The organism is Qipengyuania proteolytica (assembly GCF_019711565.1).
Classification (GTDB): Bacteria; Pseudomonadota; Alphaproteobacteria; order Sphingomonadales; family Sphingomonadaceae; genus Qipengyuania; species Qipengyuania proteolytica.
Map to the genome: position 1 here is coordinate 1284631 of NZ_JAIGNN010000001.1, position 18699 is coordinate 1303329.

At 65.9% G+C, this 18699-nt stretch carries 21 protein-coding genes; 11 read left to right on the plus strand and 10 right to left on the minus strand.

What is annotated here, in order from left to right; translation table 11 throughout:
- Positions 1 to 19 precede the first annotated feature (19 nt).
- Complete coding sequence (gene trxB, locus K3172_RS06255; protein ID WP_221587977.1) at positions 20 to 1003, plus strand: thioredoxin-disulfide reductase; 984 nt, start codon at positions 20 to 22, stop codon at positions 1001 to 1003.
- Positions 1004 to 1041: 38 nt separating this feature from the next.
- Here the strand turns inward: trxB and K3172_RS06260 are convergent, their stop codons facing one another.
- The 3 genes from K3172_RS06260 to K3172_RS06270 form a co-directional block, all read right to left on the minus strand.
- A complete protein-coding gene (locus K3172_RS06260; protein WP_221587979.1) occupies positions 1042 to 1476 on the minus strand; it encodes an MAPEG family protein in 435 nt (144 codons plus the stop codon).
- A gap of 11 nt (positions 1477 to 1487) precedes the next feature.
- Positions 1488 to 1940 carry an MAPEG family protein gene (locus K3172_RS06265; protein ID WP_221587981.1) on the minus strand — a complete coding sequence of 151 codons (453 nt, stop codon included), beginning with the start codon at positions 1938 to 1940 and terminating at the stop codon, positions 1488 to 1490.
- A 68-nt stretch (positions 1941 to 2008) separates the two neighbouring features.
- The gene (locus K3172_RS06270) at positions 2009 to 2962 is read right to left on the minus strand and encodes a threonine ammonia-lyase (RefSeq protein WP_221587983.1); all 954 of its coding nucleotides are present in this window, start codon (positions 2960 to 2962) and stop codon (positions 2009 to 2011) included.
- A gap of 242 nt (positions 2963 to 3204) precedes the next feature.
- Between K3172_RS06270 and K3172_RS06275 the strand changes: the two genes are divergently transcribed.
- From K3172_RS06275 to K3172_RS06290, 4 genes are read left to right on the plus strand one after another with little or no spacing between them, the layout of a single operon-like run.
- Positions 3205 to 4416: a saccharopine dehydrogenase family protein gene (locus K3172_RS06275; RefSeq protein WP_221587985.1), complete on the plus strand. Its 1212-nt coding sequence runs from the start codon at positions 3205 to 3207 to the stop codon at positions 4414 to 4416.
- Positions 4416 to 4841, plus strand: coding sequence for a hypothetical protein (locus K3172_RS06280; protein ID WP_221587988.1), 426 nt, complete (start codon positions 4416 to 4418; stop codon positions 4839 to 4841). The genes K3172_RS06275 and K3172_RS06280 overlap by 1 nt, the downstream gene beginning before the upstream one ends.
- Positions 4829 to 5788, plus strand: a complete 960-nt coding sequence (locus K3172_RS06285; protein ID WP_221587990.1) for a peptidyl-alpha-hydroxyglycine alpha-amidating lyase family protein — start codon at positions 4829 to 4831, stop codon at positions 5786 to 5788. Before K3172_RS06280 ends, K3172_RS06285 begins: the two co-directional genes overlap by 13 nt.
- Positions 5788 to 6966: a carboxynorspermidine decarboxylase gene (locus tag K3172_RS06290; protein WP_221587992.1), complete on the plus strand. Its 1179-nt coding sequence runs from the start codon at positions 5788 to 5790 to the stop codon at positions 6964 to 6966. Before K3172_RS06285 ends, K3172_RS06290 begins: the two co-directional genes overlap by 1 nt.
- On the opposite strand, the gene K3172_RS06295 is transcribed toward K3172_RS06290, so the two are convergent.
- On the minus strand, positions 6963 to 7916 hold the full coding sequence (locus tag K3172_RS06295; RefSeq protein ID WP_221587993.1) for a DUF3137 domain-containing protein: 954 nt from the start codon (positions 7914 to 7916) through the stop codon (positions 6963 to 6965). The genes K3172_RS06290 and K3172_RS06295 overlap by 4 nt on opposite strands.
- 69 nt (positions 7917 to 7985) lie before the next feature.
- On the opposite strand from K3172_RS06295, the gene K3172_RS06300 reads away from it, so the two are divergent.
- The 4 genes from K3172_RS06300 to K3172_RS06315 all read left to right on the plus strand — a co-directional run bounded on the left by K3172_RS06300 (position 7986) and on the right by K3172_RS06315 (position 11392).
- The gene (locus K3172_RS06300) at positions 7986 to 8558 is read left to right on the plus strand and encodes a LemA family protein (protein WP_345725608.1); all 573 of its coding nucleotides are present in this window, start codon (positions 7986 to 7988) and stop codon (positions 8556 to 8558) included.
- A gap of 203 nt (positions 8559 to 8761) precedes the next feature.
- Complete coding sequence (locus K3172_RS06305) at positions 8762 to 9964, plus strand: type III PLP-dependent enzyme (RefSeq protein ID WP_221587995.1); 1203 nt, start codon at positions 8762 to 8764, stop codon at positions 9962 to 9964.
- A gap of 118 nt (positions 9965 to 10082) precedes the next feature.
- A complete protein-coding gene (locus K3172_RS06310; RefSeq protein WP_221587997.1) occupies positions 10083 to 10781 on the plus strand; it encodes a glutathione S-transferase N-terminal domain-containing protein in 699 nt (232 codons plus the stop codon).
- Positions 10778 to 11392 carry a 2-hydroxychromene-2-carboxylate isomerase gene (locus K3172_RS06315; RefSeq protein WP_221587999.1) on the plus strand — a complete coding sequence of 205 codons (615 nt, stop codon included), beginning with the start codon at positions 10778 to 10780 and terminating at the stop codon, positions 11390 to 11392. The genes K3172_RS06310 and K3172_RS06315 overlap by 4 nt, the downstream gene beginning before the upstream one ends.
- Here the strand turns inward: K3172_RS06315 and K3172_RS06320 are convergent.
- From K3172_RS06320 to murI, 6 genes are all read right to left on the minus strand, one after another.
- Positions 11389 to 12162: a hypothetical protein gene (locus K3172_RS06320; protein WP_221588001.1), complete on the minus strand. Its 774-nt coding sequence runs from the start codon at positions 12160 to 12162 to the stop codon at positions 11389 to 11391. The genes K3172_RS06315 and K3172_RS06320 overlap by 4 nt on opposite strands.
- A 67-nt stretch (positions 12163 to 12229) precedes the next feature.
- Positions 12230 to 12925, minus strand: a complete 696-nt coding sequence (locus K3172_RS06325; protein WP_345725609.1) for a nitroreductase — start codon at positions 12923 to 12925, stop codon at positions 12230 to 12232.
- 61 nt (positions 12926 to 12986) lie between these two features.
- Positions 12987 to 14201: a cell wall hydrolase gene (locus K3172_RS06330; protein ID WP_221588003.1), complete on the minus strand. Its 1215-nt coding sequence runs from the start codon at positions 14199 to 14201 to the stop codon at positions 12987 to 12989.
- 56 nt (positions 14202 to 14257) lie between these two features.
- Entirely contained in the window at positions 14258 to 14536 is a 279-nt protein-coding gene (locus K3172_RS06335; RefSeq protein ID WP_221588005.1) for a YdeI/OmpD-associated family protein, read from the minus strand.
- A 2-nt stretch (positions 14537 to 14538) separates the two neighbouring features.
- Positions 14539 to 15759, minus strand: a complete 1221-nt coding sequence (gene hemA, locus K3172_RS06340) for a 5-aminolevulinate synthase (RefSeq protein ID WP_221588007.1) — start codon at positions 15757 to 15759, stop codon at positions 14539 to 14541.
- A gap of 109 nt (positions 15760 to 15868) precedes the next feature.
- A complete protein-coding gene (murI, locus tag K3172_RS06345) occupies positions 15869 to 16669 on the minus strand; it encodes a glutamate racemase (protein ID WP_247717940.1) in 801 nt (266 codons plus the stop codon).
- 111 nt (positions 16670 to 16780) lie between these two features.
- On the opposite strand from murI, the gene plsY reads away from it, so the two are divergent.
- Positions 16781 to 17386 carry a glycerol-3-phosphate 1-O-acyltransferase PlsY gene (gene plsY, locus K3172_RS06350; RefSeq protein ID WP_221588010.1) on the plus strand — a complete coding sequence of 202 codons (606 nt, stop codon included), beginning with the start codon at positions 16781 to 16783 and terminating at the stop codon, positions 17384 to 17386.
- Positions 17383 to 18480 (plus strand): DNA-processing protein DprA, encoded by a 1098-nt coding sequence (gene dprA / locus K3172_RS06355; RefSeq protein ID WP_221588012.1) that lies wholly within the window; start codon positions 17383 to 17385, stop codon positions 18478 to 18480. The genes plsY and dprA overlap by 4 nt, the downstream gene beginning before the upstream one ends.
- Positions 18481 to 18699 lie beyond the last annotated feature (219 nt).

Here is an 18699-nt window from a genome sequence, read left to right on the forward strand (position 1 = left end):
GACTGACGGATTGAACGACATGGCTACCCATCGCACCAAGATGCTCATCATCGGCTCCGGCCCGGCCGGCTATTCCGCCGCGATCTACGCGGCGCGCGCGATGATGGAGCCGATCGTGGTGCAGGGCCTGCAACCGGGAGGCCAGCTGACCATCACTACCGATGTCGAGAACTATCCCGGCTTCGCCGACGTCGTCCAGGGTCCATGGCTGATGGAGCAGATGCAGAAGCAGGCGGAACACGTCGGCACGCGGATGATGTGGGACACGATCGTCGATGTCGATTTTTCCAGGGGTTCGCCCTTCATTGCCAAGGGCGACAGCGGCGACGAGTATGTCGCCGACGTGGTCGTGATCTGCACCGGGGCGCAGGCCAAGTGGCTCGGCGTTCCGGGCGAGATGGAGCTGGGCGGCAAGGGCGTCAGCGCCTGCGCGACCTGCGACGGGTTCTTCTACCGCGGCAAGAAGGTCGCGGTGATCGGCGGCGGCAACACTGCGGTCGAAGAGGCACTGTACCTGACCAACCACTCCGACGATGTGACCCTGATCCATCGCCGTGACGAGCTGCGCGCCGAGAAGATCCTTCAGGAGCGCCTGCTCAACCACCCGAAGATCACCGTGCTGTGGAACAAGACCGTGGACAGCTTCCAGGCCGGCCCGACCGGCGCGCTCGGCCATCTCAACCTGCGTGATACCGTCACCGGGGAAGCGAGCGAATTCGCCACCGACGGCGCTTTCGTCGCGATCGGCCATGCGCCTGCGACCGAACTGTTCAAGGGCAAGCTGCCGATGGACGAGAGCGGCTACCTGCTCACCGAGCCCGGCTCGCCGAAGACCGAAATCCCGGGCGTCTTCGCGGCGGGCGACGTGACCGACCATGTCTATCGTCAGGCGGTTACCGCAGCGGGCATGGGCTGCATGGCCGCGCTCGATGCCGAGCGGTTCCTCGCCAACCTCGAGATCGACGCGGACGGCCACGCCCACGCAGTCGAAGCCGCCGAATAGCAGGAAGGTCCCGGCGCGAACCGGGACCGCAGGCAGCCTTACATGTGGATGTCGAACACGCTGATCGCCGCGTGGAGGATCAGCGCGATGAGCACGAGGCTCGCCAGCGCGTAGAGCACGAAGCGCACCATCACGACGTTGGCGGTCGCCTGCACCAGCGAGTGGATGATGCGCAGCCCGACGTAGATCCACGCCAGCAGCGCGTTCATGCCATCGCCCCACCCGATCATCGCGAGCAGCAGCGCGACTGCGTAGAACACGGTCGGCTGTTCGTGGAGGTGGTTGTGGTTGTGCGCCTTCCACTGCACTTCCGCCGGTAGCGCATCGTCGAGCGCCTTGGTCCGCCGTGCGTCGTTCGGCTGGATCCCCGCCTTGCTCATCGCGGGGATGCGGGTGACATACATCCACAGCCACATCACCATGGTCCAGGCGAGCAGGACGACGACGGGCTGCAGGATTTCGGCTTTGATCATGGTCATCTCCGTCAGGCCGGGGCGAAGGCGGGATCGTGGAACAGGGTCGCCATGACCGCGCGGATGGCGAGGGCGGTGAGCGCGAGCGTCGAGACGAGGAAGATCAGGAAGCGGACCTTCACGACGTTGACCGTCGCCTGATAAACCGAATGGACGATGCGCAGCGCGACATAGGCCCAGGCGAGCATGACGTCGATCGGGCCAGCCCCCATGATCGCCAGGATCACGACCGCCGGATAGAAGATGGTCGGCTGTTCCATGAGGTGCGCATAGTTGTGCGCCTTCCAGTTCACCTGGTCCGGGATCACCCCTTCCAGGTCCTGGCCGCGCCCGCCGGGCTTGGCCGAGCCGGCGCTGCGCCCGGCCTTGGCCATGGCGGGAAAGCGCGTGAACGCCATCCAGAAAAGCATGACGAGCGACCATGCGACGAGGACCGCCGCCGGCGCGAGCATCTGGGCTTGCATTGAGTTCTCTCCCTGTCCCGACCCTGTGCGGCGAAACTGGAGTCGCCGCGGCCGATTGTCAAACGATCCTAGCCACCTGCCAGCGTCGCCGCATAGCTCGCCGCATCGGTGTTGCCGCCGGTGAGCAGGATCACGGTATCCGCGTCGAGCGGGACCTTGCCCGCCAGTGCCGCCGCCAGCGCCGCCGCGCCGCCGGGTTCGACCACGAGCCGCAGCTTCGCGAAGGCGAAGCGCTGGGCGGCGCGGACCTCTTCGTCGGTCACGCTGACCCCGGGCTCGGCGCGGCCTTGCAGGACGCCCAGGTTGATCGGCTTGGTCGCATCGGGCTGGAGCGCGTCGCAGATGGTCGCGGGCGGGTTCGCGCCCACGCGCACGATCTCTCCCGCGGCCAGCGACTGGCCGACCATGTCCCAGCCTTCGGGCTCGACCACATGGATCGCGCTGTCCGGGCAGGCGAGGGCGAGGCCCGCCGCCAGCCCGCCACCGCCGCAACAGGCGACGAAGCGCGAGGGGCTGCGGCCCAGCTGCGCCTCCGCTTCGATCCCGGCGCTCCCCTGGCCCTCGATCACCCACGGGTCGCCGAAGGCATGGACCAGCGTCGCGCCGCTCGTCTCGATCAGCCGCGCGGCGACCTCGTCGCGGTCCTCCTCGGGGCGCTCGTAGAGCACCACGTCGGCGCCCAGCGCCCGCGTCGCATTGAGCTTCACCTGCGGCGCATTGCGCGGCATCACGATGGTCGCCCTGATCCCCAGCCGCTGTGCCGCCCAAGCGACGCCCTGGGCGTGGTTGCCGCTCGACACCGCAACCACCCCGCGCACGCGCTCCTCCTCGTCCAGCGCCGAAAGCCGGTGCCACGCGCCCCTGATCTTGAACGCGCCGACCGGTTGCAGGACCTCGGCCTTGGCCCAGCATTGCACACCATCGATTTCGACCGGCAGCAGCGGTGTCGGCGGCAGGATCGCGGCCACCTTTGCGGCAGCGTCGAGCACGCCTTCGCGGGTCGGGCGGCGCTGTTGGATCATGTTAGGATTTCCCCTCGGGCAGTCTGTAGACATGGACCGCATGGACCACTGTCCAGGGCAAGAAAAGTCCATCCGCCACCGACCCTGAGGAAAGGGTGGTCATGGGGCAGGGGGTGGCATGGGATCATGCCGTGCGGTCTGCCCGATCGCGCAGCAGTAGGAAACGCCTTTTGCGGATCGTTTGGCGGTGCTCGCACATTTCGCTAGGGGACCCCCAAGATTCGAATTCGGAGAATACAAACATGTCGACAGTCCTCGTGATCGGTGCCGGCGGCGTCAGCTCGGTCTGCGTCCATAAGATGGCGATGAACAAGGATATCTTCACGGACATCCACCTCGCCAGCCGCACCAAGAGCAAGTGCGACGCCATCGCCGCCTCGGTGAAGGACCGCACCGGCTTCGAGATCAGCACCTACGAGATCGATGCCGAGGAAGTCCCGGCCATGGTCAACCTCATCAAGAAGGTCGGCCCGAGCCTCGTGGTGAACCTCGCGCTGCCTTACCAGGACCTTCCGATCATGGATGCCTGCCTCGAGGCGGGCGTGTCCTATCTCGACACCGCGAACTACGAGCCCAAGGACGAAGCCAAGTTCGAATACCACTGGCAGTGGGCCTATCATGACCGCTTCAAGGACGCAGGGCTGATGGCGCTGCTGGGTTCGGGTTTCGATCCGGGCGTCACCAGCGTGTTCACCATGTGGCTGAAGAAGCACAAGCTCAAGACCATCCGCCAGCTCGACATCCTCGACTGCAACGGCGGCGATCACGGCCAGGCCTTCGCCACCAATTTCAACCCGGAAATCAACATCCGCGAAGTGACCGCGCCCGCGCGCCACTGGGAGAACGGCGAGTTCGTCGAAACCCCGGCGATGGCGAAGAAGGTCGAATTCGACTTCGAGGGCGTCGGCCCGAAGAACATGTACATGATGTATCACGAGGAGCTGGAAAGCCTCGCCAAGTTCAACCCCGAGATGGAGCGTGCGCGCTTCTGGATGACCTTCGGCGACGAGTACATCAAGCATCTCACCGTGCTGCAGAACGTCGGCATGACGCGGATCGACCCGATCAAGTACAAGGGCAAGGAAATCATCCCGCTGCAGTTCCTCGCCGCCGTCCTGCCCAAGCCCGAAACGCTGGGCGAAACGACCAAGGGCAACACCAATATCGGCGTGATCGCGACCGGCGAAGCGCTCGACGGCTCGGGCGAGAAGACTTTCTACATCAACAATATCTGCAGCCACGAAGCGGCCTACGAGGAAACCGGCAACCAGGCGGTGTCCTATACCACCGGCGTGCCCGCGATGATCGGCAGCGCGATGATGGTCACCGGCACATGGTCGGGCGACGGCGTGTTCAACATGGAGCAGATGGACCCCGATCCCTTCATGGACATGCTCAACGAACATGGCCTGCCGTGGCAGGTGAAGGAACTCGACGGCCCGGTCGACTTCTGATGCGGTTTCGCTGCGCCCCCTTCCTTGCGGTTTTCGCGCTGGCGGCCTGCACCGCACCGGGAACCGTGGTGGAGGGGGGTGCCGTCGGCGAGGCAGAGACCGGCACACAGGGCGTGTCCACCGGCATGCCCGCACTTCCCGGCGACGCGATGACCGATGCCGAGAAGGCGAGCTGCCTCGCGAAGGGCGGGACCGTCGAACGGCGCGGCATGATCCAGGCAGAAACCTGCGTCACGCCCTATGCCGACGCGGGCAAGACCTGCACCGATGGCGATGAGTGTGAAGGCAAGTGCCTTGCCTATGGAAGGGTCGGCAGCCCGCCAGGCGAACAGGTCGAGGGCATTTGCGAACGCGACGACCGGACCTTCGGCTGCTTCGGCATCGTCGAGGATGGCAAGGTGGAAGCGGGACTGTGCGTCGACTGATATTTGTCGCACTGGCGGCGCTGGGGGGGTGCGGTGATCTGCCCCCCGAAGAGGCTGCCCGTGCCGAAGTGCGGACCGACTGGGCGCAGCTGCCGGAGGATCTGGCGTGGGGCGAGGTCAGCGCGGTCGACACCGACAGCCATGGCCATGTCTTCGTCCTTCAGCGGGCGGGCCGCAAATGGGTAGAGCCTTTCCCGCGCGAGCCGATCGCAGAACCCGTGGTCCAGATGTTCGCCCCGAACGGCGTGTTGCTGGCCAGTTGGGGCGCGGGGCAAACCGTCATGCCGCATGGCCTTTCGATCGATGAGAACGATGCGGTGTGGATCACCGATGTCCAGCGCGAGCAGGTCCTGCGGTTTTCGCATGATGGCGAACTGCAGGGCGCATGGGGTGAACGCGGCGTGGGCGGCGATGATGCCGGACACTTCGGCAGGCCCGCCGATATCGCTCTGGATCCGGACACTGCCTTCATCGGCGACGGCTATGTCAATTCGCGCCTTGTCGTATTCGACCGTGAGGGCCGTTTCCTGCGGCAATGGGGCAGGACGGGGAGCGGCGCCAATGGCCTCAGCATCCCGCATTCGGTCGCGATCGAAGGAGACACGATCTATGTCGCAGATCGCGAGAATCGCCGCATCCGCCTCTACGGCAAGGACGGAACAATCGTGGCCACGCTCGACACGCCCGGCCATCCCTATGCCGTGAAACCGCTCGGTGCAGGCTGGTTCGTTTCGCTCGAAGGTCGCGACGCTTCCGATCGCAGCGGCGCCATCCTGCGCGTCTGGCGACCGGATCTGACCGTCGAGCGCGTGCTCGATGCCAGCGCCCCGCAAGACACGACCAAGGGTCACGATCTTGCGATCGGCGCCGACGGCACCATCTTCATCGCCGACGTGGAAGGCGGCCGCCTGCTGACCACCACGCTCGCACAGGATACCGCAGACTAATGGAAACCAGAGCCGGCGACCCGGGCGCCTTCGCCCATTTCGACCTCGACCGCGTCAACAGCCCCGCCTTCGTGGTGGACGCGGCCAAACTGCGCGCCAATTGTCAGGTGCTGGCGGACATCCGCGATGCGGCGGACATCAAGGTGCTGGCCGCCCTCAAGGCGTTCAGCATGTGGTCGACCGCGCCGATCATTGGCGAGTATCTCGACGGCGTGTGCACATCCGGCCTGTGGGAAGCCCGCCTCGCATCGGAGTTCTACGATGGCGAGATCGCGACCTATTCGGCCGCCTACAAGCCCGAGGAACTGGTAGAGGTCCTGCGCCTGTCGGACCACGTGATCTTCAATTCGCCCGGCCAGCTCGAACGCGCGAGGCTGATCCTCGACGCGGCGCGGGCGGCCGGACAGGACTTCGACGTCGGCCTGCGGATCAATCCGCAGCATCCGACCGGCGAGGTGCCGCGCTACGATCCCTCCAGCCCCGGCAGCCGCCTCGGCTTCCCGCTCGACCAGCTGACGCCCGAGATCATGGAGCAGGTCGACGGCATCCACTTCCACAATCTCTGCGAGCAGGATTTCGAGCCGCTCCACGACACCTGGGACAAGGTGTTCGACGCGATCGAGCCGTGGTTCGGTCAGCTGAAATGGATCAACATGGGCGGCGGCCACCACATCACCCGCGCCGACTACCAGCGCGAGGAGCTGGTCGAGTTCCTCAGGGACGCCAAGGAAGACACGGGCGCGGAAATCTACCTCGAACCGGGCGAGGCAGTGGCGCTCGATGCGGGCATCCTCGTCGGCACGATCCTCGATACCGGCTTCAACGGCGTGCCGGTCGCGGTCGCGGATATCTCTGCGACCTGCCACATGCCCGACGTGATCGAGGCGCCGTACCGCCCCGCCATGCTCGGCGAGGTGCAGGACGATGGCGTGCCCGAGGTGCGCATCGGCGGCCCCTCCTGCCTCGCCGGGGACATCATCGGGGACTACCGCATTCCCGGCGGCGCGGAGGTTGGCAAGCGGTTCGCCTTCCTCGATCAGGCGCATTATTCGATGGTCAAGACCAACACCTTCAACGGCGTGCAGCTGCCCGCCATCTACCTCTGGGACAGCGATTCAGACCAGCTCGAGCTGGTGAAGGAATTCGATTACGAAACCTTCCGCGACCGGCTGAGCTAACGTTCCGCCCGCTCGCGGTCGAGTTCCTCGGCAAGGCTGGCGAGCGTGCCGAACTGCGCGTTGCATTCGCGGACCTTGGCGTGGTCGTCTGCCGGGTTGATCGAGCCGCTTTCGAACATGTTGCCGCTCTCGATCGCGATCACCAGCTCGCCGCGGTGGAACAGCGTGCGCACGTTCTTGCCGTCGAACGATTGCTCCAGCGCCACCAGCCGTTCGATATACTCGGGGTGCGCGAGCCAGCGCGCCTCGACCTGGTCGGTCGAATAGAGGTCGAAAGTGTCCTCGAACTGCGGGCTGACCATATCGACATATTGCAGGTGCAGGCCGCCCAGCTTCACCGTATCCTTCTTGCCGCCGAGGCCGAAGAAGCTCTTGTGCTTGCCCGCGCGTTGCAACAGCGTGACGCCGTGGAACTGCCGCCGCGAGGCGATGCGGATGATCGCGCCGCGGTACACCGTGACCCAGCGGCGGTTCTTGCCCGAGCCGCGCTGCTCCTCGAGATGCGCCTCGTAGAGCCGGAAATCGTGCCCGCCGAGCGTGCCGCTCCACTCGTCCTCGAAATTCTTGCGGTCGTGCGAGGGGAGCAGCCCGAAGCTGTGTGCCAGGTCCCATTCGTGCCCGGGCTCCAATTCGTGCGAATAGGTGAGGCCCAGCGATTGCGCGATGGCGGCATTGATGCCGATCTTCACCGTCTTCTTCGCTTCGGCGATCGGCCGGTAGCCCCAGTATCCCGCCGCAGCGATCGGCAGGCCCGTCAGCCACATCTTCGGTTCGACCCCCCAAGCGGGGCCGAACCACAGGAAGCCCAGGAAGGGCAGGATGAACACTGCCGACATGGTCCAGCGCCAATGCGCTTTATCCTTGGCGGCAGCGCGCACGGCTACCTGGTCGTGCAACCACAGGCCGAGATCGCCCGACAGCAGGCTGTCGACATCCGCGCTGACCGCCATCTGCGGTGTTCCTCCCTTAACGATTTCAGCGTACCATAGACCCGCAAACGTAAAAGGGGGGTTTTAGCCGTGTTCGAAGTCGCCAGTGCATTCTGGACCTCTGTCGCCCTGTTCTTGGGTGCGGGCCTCGTGATCATGCTGATCGTCGTCTACAACCGGCTGGTCGGCCTGCGTCAGAACGTCCGGCAGGGCGTGGCCGATATCGATGCGCAACTGCGCCAGCGGCATGACCTGATCCCGAATCTGGTGAGCACGGTGAAGGGCTATGCCGCCCACGAACAGAACACGCTCGACGCCGTCGTGAGCGCACGCAACAAGGCGGCCGACGGCCCGATCAGTTCGGCCGACGAGCAGACCCTGCGCGTCGCGCTCGACCGCCTGCTGGCGCTGGGCGAGGCCTATCCCGACCTCAAGGCCTCGGCCAATTTCCAGGAACTGCAGCGCGAGCTGGCCCATGTCGAGGACAAGCTCGCCGCCGCGCGCCGCGCCCTGAACGCCGCCGTTTCGCGCTTCAACACCGCGCGCGAGAGCTTCCCGGCGGTGCTGTTCGCGGGGCTGCTCGGCTTCCGAGAGGCCGATTTCCATCGCCTCGACGATAGCGAGAAGGGCACCGTGGACCAGGTTCCGCAGATCAGTTTCTGATCCCGGGCCGACAGCGGCACGACCCATCTCAACTGAGGCCCGCCGCACCCCGGCGACCCCTTGCGAATTGGCTGCGCATATTCACTTGCGGTGCATGAGAATCAGTCTATACGCGCCTCTCCCGCTGCCCCAAGGGGACTTCCTAACCGCAAGGCAGCTTGTCGTTTCATGGTCCGCAAGGACTGTTTAGGGGGTCCCTTGAGTTGCAGCATTTCCCTGACGCCCAGGCTGTAGTCCGCGCCCTTCGCCCGGACGAACCCGTCATCCTCAACCGCCCGCATGCCGCGGCGCGCGCCGCCCGCTTCTTCGTCGAGAAGTTTCCGGGCCGGTCGCTCTATGCGGTGAAGGCCAATCCGTCGCCCGACCTCCTGCAGATCCTGTGGGACAATGGGGTGACGCATTACGATGTCGCTTCGATCGCGGAAGTGCGCCTCGTGCGCGCGACGCTGCCCGATGCCACGCTGTGCTTCATGCACCCGGTCAAGGCGCCGAGCGCGATCCGCGAAGCCTATCACAGCCATGGCGTGAAGACCTTCAGCCTCGATTCGGTGGAGGAGCTGGAAAAGATCGTCGATGCCTGCCGTGACGAGGCTGGCGAGCCGGCGCAGGACCTGCGCCTGTGCATCCGCCTGCGCGTGTCGAGCGAATATTCGGAACTCAGCCTTGCATCCAAGTTCGGCTGCGACCTCACCGAAGCGCCCACGCTGCTGCAGGAAACCCGCCAGCACGCCGACTGGCTGGGCGTCTGCTTCCACGTCGGAAGCCAGGCGATGACCCCGTTCGCCTATGTGCAGGCACTCGAGCGCGTGCGCGCGGCGATTGCCGAGGCTTCAGTGGTGATCGACATGGTCGATGTGGGCGGCGGGTTCCCGTCGGTCTATCCGGGCATGGAGCCGCCCCCGCTGGAGGACTATTTCCAGGTCATCCACCAGCACTTCTACAACCTGCCGATTGCCTACAACGCGGAGTTGTGGTGCGAACCTGGCCGGGCGCTGTGCGCGGAATATTCCTCGCTGATCGTGAAGGTGGAAAAGCGCCGCGGCGACGAGCTCTACATCAATGATGGCGCGTATGGTGCGTTGTTCGATGCCGCGCATGTGGACTGGAAATTCCCGGTCCGCGCGCTGGAGGACGACCTCATCAAGCCCGAAATGGACTTCGCCTTCTACGGTCCGACCTGCGACGATGCCGACTACATGGCCGGCCCGTTCCAGCTGCCCGAGGATATCCAGGCCGGCGATTATTTCGAGATCGGCATGCTGGGTGCCTATGGCGCGGCGATGAAGACCGATTTCAACGGCTTCGGCGCGGCCGAGCGGATCGTCGTCACCGACGAGCCGATGGCGAGCCTTTACGATGGCAGCCGCTCGCGTCCGGCGGCGGACAATGTGGTGAGCCTGCGCTAGGGCTAGCCGCACCGCGAAAGCGTTTCGAAAACCCCCGGCCGACACTGCCCGCCGGGGGTTTTTTCTTGCGTCCGGCGCCCCCGTCCCGAAGATGGCCGGGAGAGAGGAAAGGTTGCCGATGATCGAATTCTTCACCGCGCCTGCGCCCAATGGGTGGAAGGTGGCGATCATGCTGGAAGAGTGCGGGCTCGCCTACGAGCCGCGCTGGGTGAACCTCGCTGCGGGGGACCAGCACACCGAGGACTATCTCGCGATCAACCCGAACGGGCGGATCCCGGCGATCATCGACCATGCACCGGGCGACGGCGGCGAGCCTGTGACCGTGTTCGAATCCGGAGCGGTCCTGCTCTATCTCGGCGAGAAATCGGGTCAGTTCCTGCCGACCGACCTCCGCGGCCTGTCGCGCGTGCGACAATGGCTGTTCTGGCAGGTCGGGCACCTCGGCCCGACGCTTGGGCAGCACGGCCATTTCCACCTCTATGCCGAGGAGAAGCTGCCCTATGCGATCGAGCGCTTCCATCGCGAGGCGCTGCGAGTCTACGGCGTGATGGACCGCCAGCTGGCGCAGGAGGAATACATTGCCGGGACCGATTACACGGTCGCCGACATGGCCTGTTTCCCCTGGGTGCGCACATGGAAGGCGCAAGGGATACCGCTGGACGAGTTCCCGCATGTCAAACGCTGGTACGATGCGCTGAAGGGGCGCGAAGGGCTGCGGCGCGGCGTCTCGCTCGGCAGCGACATGCAACGCCGCGGCGAGATGAGCGAGGATGAGCGCAAGAACCTGTTCGGCACGGCGAAGGCGCGGGTGCAATGACCGTTCCCATCGAGTTCTTCTTCGATCTGTCGAGCCCGTGGACGCGGCTCGCCTTTGCCAATGTCCGGCCGGCGCTGGACGGGCTGGACTATACCATCCGCTGGCGCCCCCTGCTCGTCGGCGGGGTGTTCAACGCGGTCAATCCCGCGGTCTACGAGAGCCGCAAACCCGAAAATGCCGCGCGACTGGCGCGCAGCTTCGGCTGGCTGAAGCAATGGGCCGAGCTGGCCGGGGTGGGCATGAACTTTCCCACCGAACACCACCCGCTCAAATCGGTCCACGCCATGCGCTGTTGCTGTGCGCTGGAAGACGACCAGCCGGCACTCGAACGGTTCGCCGCTGCCGCCTTCGAGGCCTATTTCACCGATGGCCGCAATCTCGACGATCCCGCCGAACTGGTCACGGTCGCAGGCGAAGCGGGCTTCGACGGGGCGGCGCTGGCGGCTGCGGCGGCGAGCCAGCCGGTCAAGGATCGCCTGCGCGCGAACACCGACGAGGCGATCGCGCGCGGGGCATTCGGATCGCCGACCTTCTTCGTGGCGGGCGAGCACATGTATTTCGGCAACGACCAGTTGCCGCTGGTGCGCCAGAAGGTCGCGCTGCTCGCCTAGCCGAATTCGGCGCGGTGCTTGTCGAGTACCGGTTTCACCCGGCCGAGCGCCTCGCCGATCAGTAACGGAAACGCCTCTTCGTCCAGTTCGAGCACGGCATTGTGCGCGGCTGCGATCCGCTTCGTGCCGGCCCAGTCTATGCCCAGGTCGATGGCCCACTGCCGGAAATCGTCGGCTGCGTCGGCCCGTTGTTGGAGCGCCTTGGCGAGCGTCGGGTGGAAATCGAGCCTGCCCGTCATCGGCAGCATTGACAGCGGGAAGCCCTTTTCGAGATAGACCAGCGTATCGTCGACATGCAGCGTCCCGCTCGCCCGGTGGAGCGCCAGGACGGAGGAGAAATGGACGCTCTCGTCGTCGCATACCAGCGGCACGCCGCGCGGGACCGAGAAGGCGAAGTCCTCGTTATAGCTTTCGTGCAGCGCCACCTCTTCGCAGCGCGTATCCTGCCACGGCAGGTCGGGGAATTTCGCGATGTGGCGCGCGGTGCCGTAGAGCGCGGCATCGGGATAGGCGCTGTGCATCCATTCGCAGTGCAGGGTGTGGAAGGGATGGAGGTTGAGGATCGCCTCGATCTTCTCCCCGCCTTCGGTCAGCGGATCGACCTGCTGCCGGACCGTCGCGGGCAGGGTATAGCTGTCGAGGAAGACGAAATTGCCGCTGGCCAGACGAACCAGCGAGCACTGGGTCCCGATATCGACGACCCCGCCGATGCGCACCTCGCCGGTAATGCGCCAGAAACCCTCGGCCAGTTGTTCGATCGTCTCACTCATGTCCTACCCTTCGCTGTGTTTAGGCAGAATGCTCCGCAGGGCGAGGCTATCCGAAAAAAATCGAACGCTAGTCGTCGAAGCCCACGAACCGTGCGGCCTCGTCCACCTCGCGGCGGGTGATCTTGACCGGATTGGCCGGGAAGTCCGGGTCGGGCCAGCCCATGGCCACGGCCTTCATGATCACCTGGTCGTCGGGGATGTTGGCGTGCTCGCGTACGACCGGGCTCTGCATGATGCCCTGCGAATTGATGACGCAGCCGAGCCCGCGGCTCCAGGCGGCGTTGACCAGCGCCGTTGTCACAGCGCCGCAATCGAACGGCGTGTCGTCGCTGCCCGACAGTTCCTTGTCGTAGGTGATGATGACGCAGACCGGCGCATCGAACTGGCGGAAACCGCGCAGCACCCAGTCCTGCCGTTTCTCCTTGTCGTCGCGTTCGATCCCCATCGCCTCGAACAGCTGGATCGCGCAGCCCACCTGCCGGTCGCGGTGGACACCGGTGAAAGGCTCGCCGCGGCGGAATTCGCGGCTGTCGGGGACGCCGGCGAGAATGTTCTCGGTATTGCCCTTGCGGATCCGGTCGAGCGGATCGCCGGTGATCACGTGGAAATGATAGGGCTGGGTGTTCATCGAGGAAGGCGAACGCATGGCGAGCCGCAGCACATCTTCGATCACGTCGCGCGGAACGGGCTTGTCGAGATAGCCGCGGATCGAACGGCGGCCTTCGACCACCTCTGCATACGTCATGTCCGGATTGCCGCTCACGCATTGTCTCCCTTGCTTGGCCGGCGAGGCTTAGCGCGACCTCACCGCGCCGCCAAATCCCTTACGGCTTCGGGCGCGGGAGGCAGCGACCCAGCGCCGGTTCGGGGAACTGGCGGCAGTCGAAATAGATGACTTCCGGATTCCCGTTGCGGGCCGCAAGGAACGCGTAGGCCAGCGTCGCGCGCTGTTCGTCGCCCAAGGGCAACTTCGCCGGAATCGCCCCGGGATCGGACCATCCGTAGATCTGGCAATATTTCTCGCCCGGACACAATGCACGCGAGCGTGCCACGAGCGTAGCAGGATCGTTGCCTGCCGAAACGACCACGAAATGGACCCCGGCTTGCGGCGTGGCGCTCGAGGAAAGCGGTTGGACGGTCGGAGCCTGCGCGTCAGCCAGAGCGCTGCCTTCGCTTTCGATCTCGCCGGTGGCGGTGATCGTGCGCACGGCTTCTCCGCTCTCGGCGAGCGTCAGGACCTCCTCGGGGCGGTCCACCTCCTGCGCGGTCTGGCGCAACGCCATCGGGTCCGGCTCGCCACCGCGATACCGGCTCGTCAGTGCGCGCGCCGTGCCCCAGCCGCCCTTCCACCGGAAGAAGAGGTGCGGGCCGATCGTCGCGACCTTGTCGAGCGAGCTGCTCCAGTAGGGATAGACGTAATCGGCGTGGTAATGCGTCGCGGTGCCGACCGGCTTGTGGACATAGCCGCCCAGCGCATCGTCGGCCCGCGCCCGGGCTGCGCGCCACAGTTCGGCGGAATAGCTGCGAGCGAGCGAGCCGTCGCAGGTGAAGGTGAACTGGCAACCCGTGGGCCGCTGCGAGCCTTCGAAGACCACGCCGCAAACCGTGTTGGCAAAGGCCGGATGCCGCGTCCGGTTGAGCACGACCTGCATCACTGCGCGCTGGTCCGCATCGCCGCTTCCGGCCTCCGCGATCGCGGCGAGGGCGAGGCAGTCGCGCGCGCGGGTCCGGTCTGCAGAGCTGCCGCGAAAGGCGAAGGGCGTCGTGGGGGAAAGCGCATCCTCGGCCACGGGAATGGCCGCGTTGCGGAGCTTCGCCTCCTCGGGATCGAGCAGGGATAGGACGGTGCTGTCCTCTTCCGGGCTCGCGGGCAGTGCCTCGACCGGCGGGTCGCCCACGATCTCTACCTGTTCGCTGCCCGGTCCATCAGCCTCGCCGGGTCCGAACAACGCGAGCGCGGCAAATGCCAGCAGCAGGATCGCGCCCACGCCGACGAGCGGGGAGTTGTCGCGAAACCAGTGGGTTGGAATGCCGTCCATCAGAGTTATCTAGTGCGCCGCGCGCGGCTAAACAGGGGCGTCATGCGCACGGCGTCTCAGGCTTCGACCCATTTGCGGGCGGATTCGCGGCGGTGCGGACAGCCGGGCCAGCAGCAGGGGCGCTTCTTCCCGTCGAGCACCTCTTCGTGCAGCCGCGTGCGGCGCTTCTGACGAGTGCCTTCCTGCTTCGCCGAGATCGTCCAGCAGATCCATTCGTTGCGTGCGAGGGGCGTCAGCGCCTGCCACTTCTCCGCCAGCGCCGCGTCGGCTTCGAGCATCGCCTTGATTTCGGACGGGGTTCGGTGGCGAAAATCGGGGTTCGCCGCCTCCGTCACGCTTATGCGGCCTGCCGGAGGTCCAGCTCCAGCCGGCCCCAGATCTCGACCAGGGCTTCGACAAGCTCGTCCATCATCTCCGCCGAATGGGCGGGGCCGGGGGTGAAGCGTAGCCGCTCGGTCCCGCGCGGCACGGTGGGGAAGTTGATCGGCTGCACATAGACGCCGTATTCCGCCAACAGGATGTCGCTGATCTTCTTGGCGCGGACCGGATCGCCGACCATCAGCGGCACGATGTGGGTCACGCTGTCCATCACCGGCAAGCCCGCATCGCGCATCGCCTGCTTGAGATAGGCGGCTGCCGCCTGCTGTCCGTCGCGTTCCTCGCTGCTCGCCTTGAGATGGCGGACCGCGGCGAGCACGCCCGCGACCAGCACGGGGCTGAGCGAGGTCGTGAAGATGAAGCCCGGCGCGTAGGACCGGATGCAGTCGATGATCCGCGTGTCGGCCGCGATATAGCCGCCCATGACGCCGAAGGCCTTGCCCAGCGTGCCTTCGATGATGTCGATGCGGTGCGCCACTTCGTCACGTTCGGTAATGCCGCCGCCGCGCTTGCCGTACATGCCCACGGCGTGGACTTCGTCGATATAGGTGAGCGCGTTGTATTTTTCGGCCAGGTCGCAGATCGCGTGGATCGGGGCCACGTCGCCGTCCATCGAATAGACGCTTTCGAAGGCGATCAGCTTGGGCGTCGCTTCGTCTTCGGCCGCCAGCAGTTCTTCGAGATGCGCCACATCGTTGTGGCGGAAAACGCGCTTTTCGCAGCCCGCATTGCGGATGCCTGCGATCATGCTCGCGTGATTTAGCTCGTCGGAGAAGATCACGCAGCCCGGCAGGAGCTTGGCGAGCGTCGAAAGCGTCGCGTCGTTCGAGACGTAGCCGCTGGTGAACAGCAGCGCGCCGTCCTTGCAGTGAAGGTCGGCCAGCTCCTGCTCGAGCTGGATGTGATAATGGGTGTTGCCGCCGATGTTGCGCGTGCCGCCCGAACCCGCGCCCACGTCATGCAGCGCCTCTTCCATGGCCGCGATCACCTTGGGGTGCTGGCCCATGGCGAGGTAGTCGTTCGAACACCACACGGTCACCGGCTTGGGACCGTTGTGGCCCGCAAAGCAGCGCGCATTGGGGAAGGCCCCCTTGTTGCGCAGGATGTCGATAAACACGCGATAGCGGCCTTCCGTGTGGAGGCGATCGATCGCTTCGTCGAAAATCTGGTCGTAGTTCACGTTGGCGAACCTGCCCGTGTCGGCGCCGCTTCAGCGGCCGGATTGCGAGGCGACATAGGCAGAAAACCGCGCAAATTCCACCGCGATCTTTGCGAACGATTCGCAGCTTTTACAGGCGGACGAGCCTGTCGATCCCGTGCGCGGCGAAGGCATCCACCAGAAGCTCGAAATTGTCGAGTTCACCAGTCGTGACGGCGAAATCCGGAATCTCCTGCTGGAAGGCCTGGCCTTCGACCAGATGCGCGATACGCCGCGCAATACCTTCGGCACCGTGGACGAAGGTCACGTCCTTGCCGAATGCCTCGCGCAATTCGGGTTCGAGCAACGGGAAGTGGGTGCAGGCCAGCACGACGGTGTCGAGATTTTCGCCCCCCGGCTGAAGGATCAGGCCCGCGGCGGCCTTGGCAACTTCGTCGACGCTCACTCTCTCGCCGCGCAGTTTTGCCTCGCCGAGCGCGACCAGCCCGCCCGCGGCATGCCGCAGCAGCGTTTTGCCTTGCGCGAACTCGCGTTCGAGGTCGTCGACATAGCGCTGGCGCACGGTCGCCTCGGTCCCGAGCAGGCCGATCGTGCCGGTCTTCGTGATCGCCGCTGCAGGTTTGATCGCGGGTACGGTGCCGACGATGGGCGTCTCGAGCACATCGCGGACCATGCCCAGCGCTATCGTGCTGGCAGTGTTGCAGGCGATGCAGATCAGGCGCGGCTGCCAGCGTTCGGCCATCCGCCCCAGCAGGCCCGCGACCCGGGCGGCCACCTCCGCCTCGGTCTTCGTGCCGTAAGGCAGGCCCGCCATGTCGGCGGCATAGATCACTGGCGCTTGCGGCAAGAGCTTGCGCATCTCGGCAAGCACGGTGAGCCCGCCGACGCCGGAGTCGAACAGGAGGATGGGGGAGGAAGGGGATGCGTCCAAAATCGTTCCGTTTGTCCAGAGCTTGTCGGAGGACCGCTTTTTCTTTTGCTCACCGCCTATTAGAAGTACTGCCCTTCGACAAGCGCGGGGCGAACGGATAGGGGACGTCGCATGGATTTCGGAAGCGGTTTCACCATCACAACGCTCTACGCCGCCCTGCTAGGCTATGGCTTCGGCTCGATTCCCTTCGGGCTGATCCTCGCGAAGCTGGCGGGCAAGGGCGATATTCGCTCCATCGGCAGCGGCAATATCGGGGCGACCAACGTGCTGCGCACCGGGAGCAAGGGGCTGGCGGCGGCGACGCTGCTGCTCGACCTGCTCAAGGGCTTCGTGCCGGTGTTCCTGGCGGGGATATGGTTTTGGCAGGACATGGGCTGGGCGGCGCTGTTCGCCGTGCTCGGTCACTGTTTCCCGATCTGGCTGGGCTTCAAGGGCGGCAAGGGCGTCGCGACCAATGCCGGCGTCGCCTTTGGCCTGATGTGGCCGCTGGGCGCGATCTATGCCGCCGTCTGGATCGGTGTCCTCGCGCTCACCAGGATCAGCTCGCTGGCGGGCATGACCGCCGTGGTCCTCACCGCGGTGGCGGCCGCTTTCATGGGCCAGCCGACCTTTGCCAAGGTCATGGCGACCATCGCCATGCTGGTGCTGTGGCTGCACCGCGAAAACATCAAGCGGCTGATGGCAGGCACCGAACCGAAGGTCGGCTCCAAGGGGTGAGCGCCGCGCTCTCACAGGACGAGGCCTTCGCGCGTATCCGCCTGCTGCGCTCGCCCAATATCGGGCCGGTCAGCTACGCGATGCTGCTCCAGCGGTTCGGCTCGGCGGCAGCGGCGCTGGATGCGCTGCCCGACCTCGGCAAGCGCGGCGGTCGGCAATATCGCGCCGCCAGGGTCGAGACGATCGAGCGCGAGGTGGACGGCGTCCGCAGGGCGGGCGCGAAATACCTGTTTCACGACCAGGCGGACTATCCCGCTCTGCTCGGCGCGATCGACGGCGCGCCGCCGATTTTGACCTGGCGCGGCGATCTCTCGCTGGCCTCACGGCCCTGCGTGGCGATGGTCGGCGCGCGCAATGCCAGCGCGGCGGCGGTCAAGCTGGCACGCGATTTCGGCATCGCCCTGGCGGAGGCGGGGTTCACAGTCGTCTCGGGACTCGCCCGCGGCATCGATGGCGCGGCGCACGAAGGGGCGCTGCCGGCGACTATCGGCGTGATCGCCAGCGGCATCGATATCGCCTACCCGCCACAGCACGCCGATCTCCAGGAGCGGATCGCAAACGAGGGCTTGCTGATCGCCGAGCAGCCGCCCGGCACCGAGCCGCGCGGCAGCCACTTTCCCAGCCGCAACCGGATCATCGCGGGGCTCGCCGCGGGAACTGTCGTGGTGGAGGCGGCGGTCAAGTCGGGCAGCCTCATCACCGCGCGGCTGGCCGGCGAGGCGGGCAGGGAGGTCATGGCCATCCCCGGCAGCCCGCTCGATGCCCGCAGCCACGGCTGCAACCACCTGATCCGCGAAGGCGCCGTGCTGGTGCAGGCGCCCGAAGACGTGGTCGAATTGCTGAGCAGTTTCGACGGCCAGCCGCGCTCCACCTTCCGCGAACCCGTGTCCGCCTTCGATTTCACGCCGGAGGACCTCGCGGAGGCGGAGCCCGCCGATCTCGCCAGCCTGCTCACCACCACGCCGGTCGCCGTGGACGAACTGATCCGCCAGTCGGGTACCGACGCGGCTGCCGTCCAGCTCGGCCTGCTGGAGCTCGAGATCGCCGGCAGGCTGGAGCGGCACGCCGGCGGGCGCGTGTCGCTGGCGGGCTGAACCCGGCCCCCTGTCTCGACCTGGGCCACATGTAAAATTTGGCGGATTTCTGCGATTTTGCGTACATAATGTGTCGCGTCCGTACAATGAGAATCGCATGACCGGTGCCAACTCGTGTCCGGCAAGCGGATCCCTCGCTCCGCACGCGGTCGCATCCACTTCGAGTTTTTTTCAGCGGGCTTGCTACGGCATGCCCGCGACGGGCCGCCAGCGTACCTC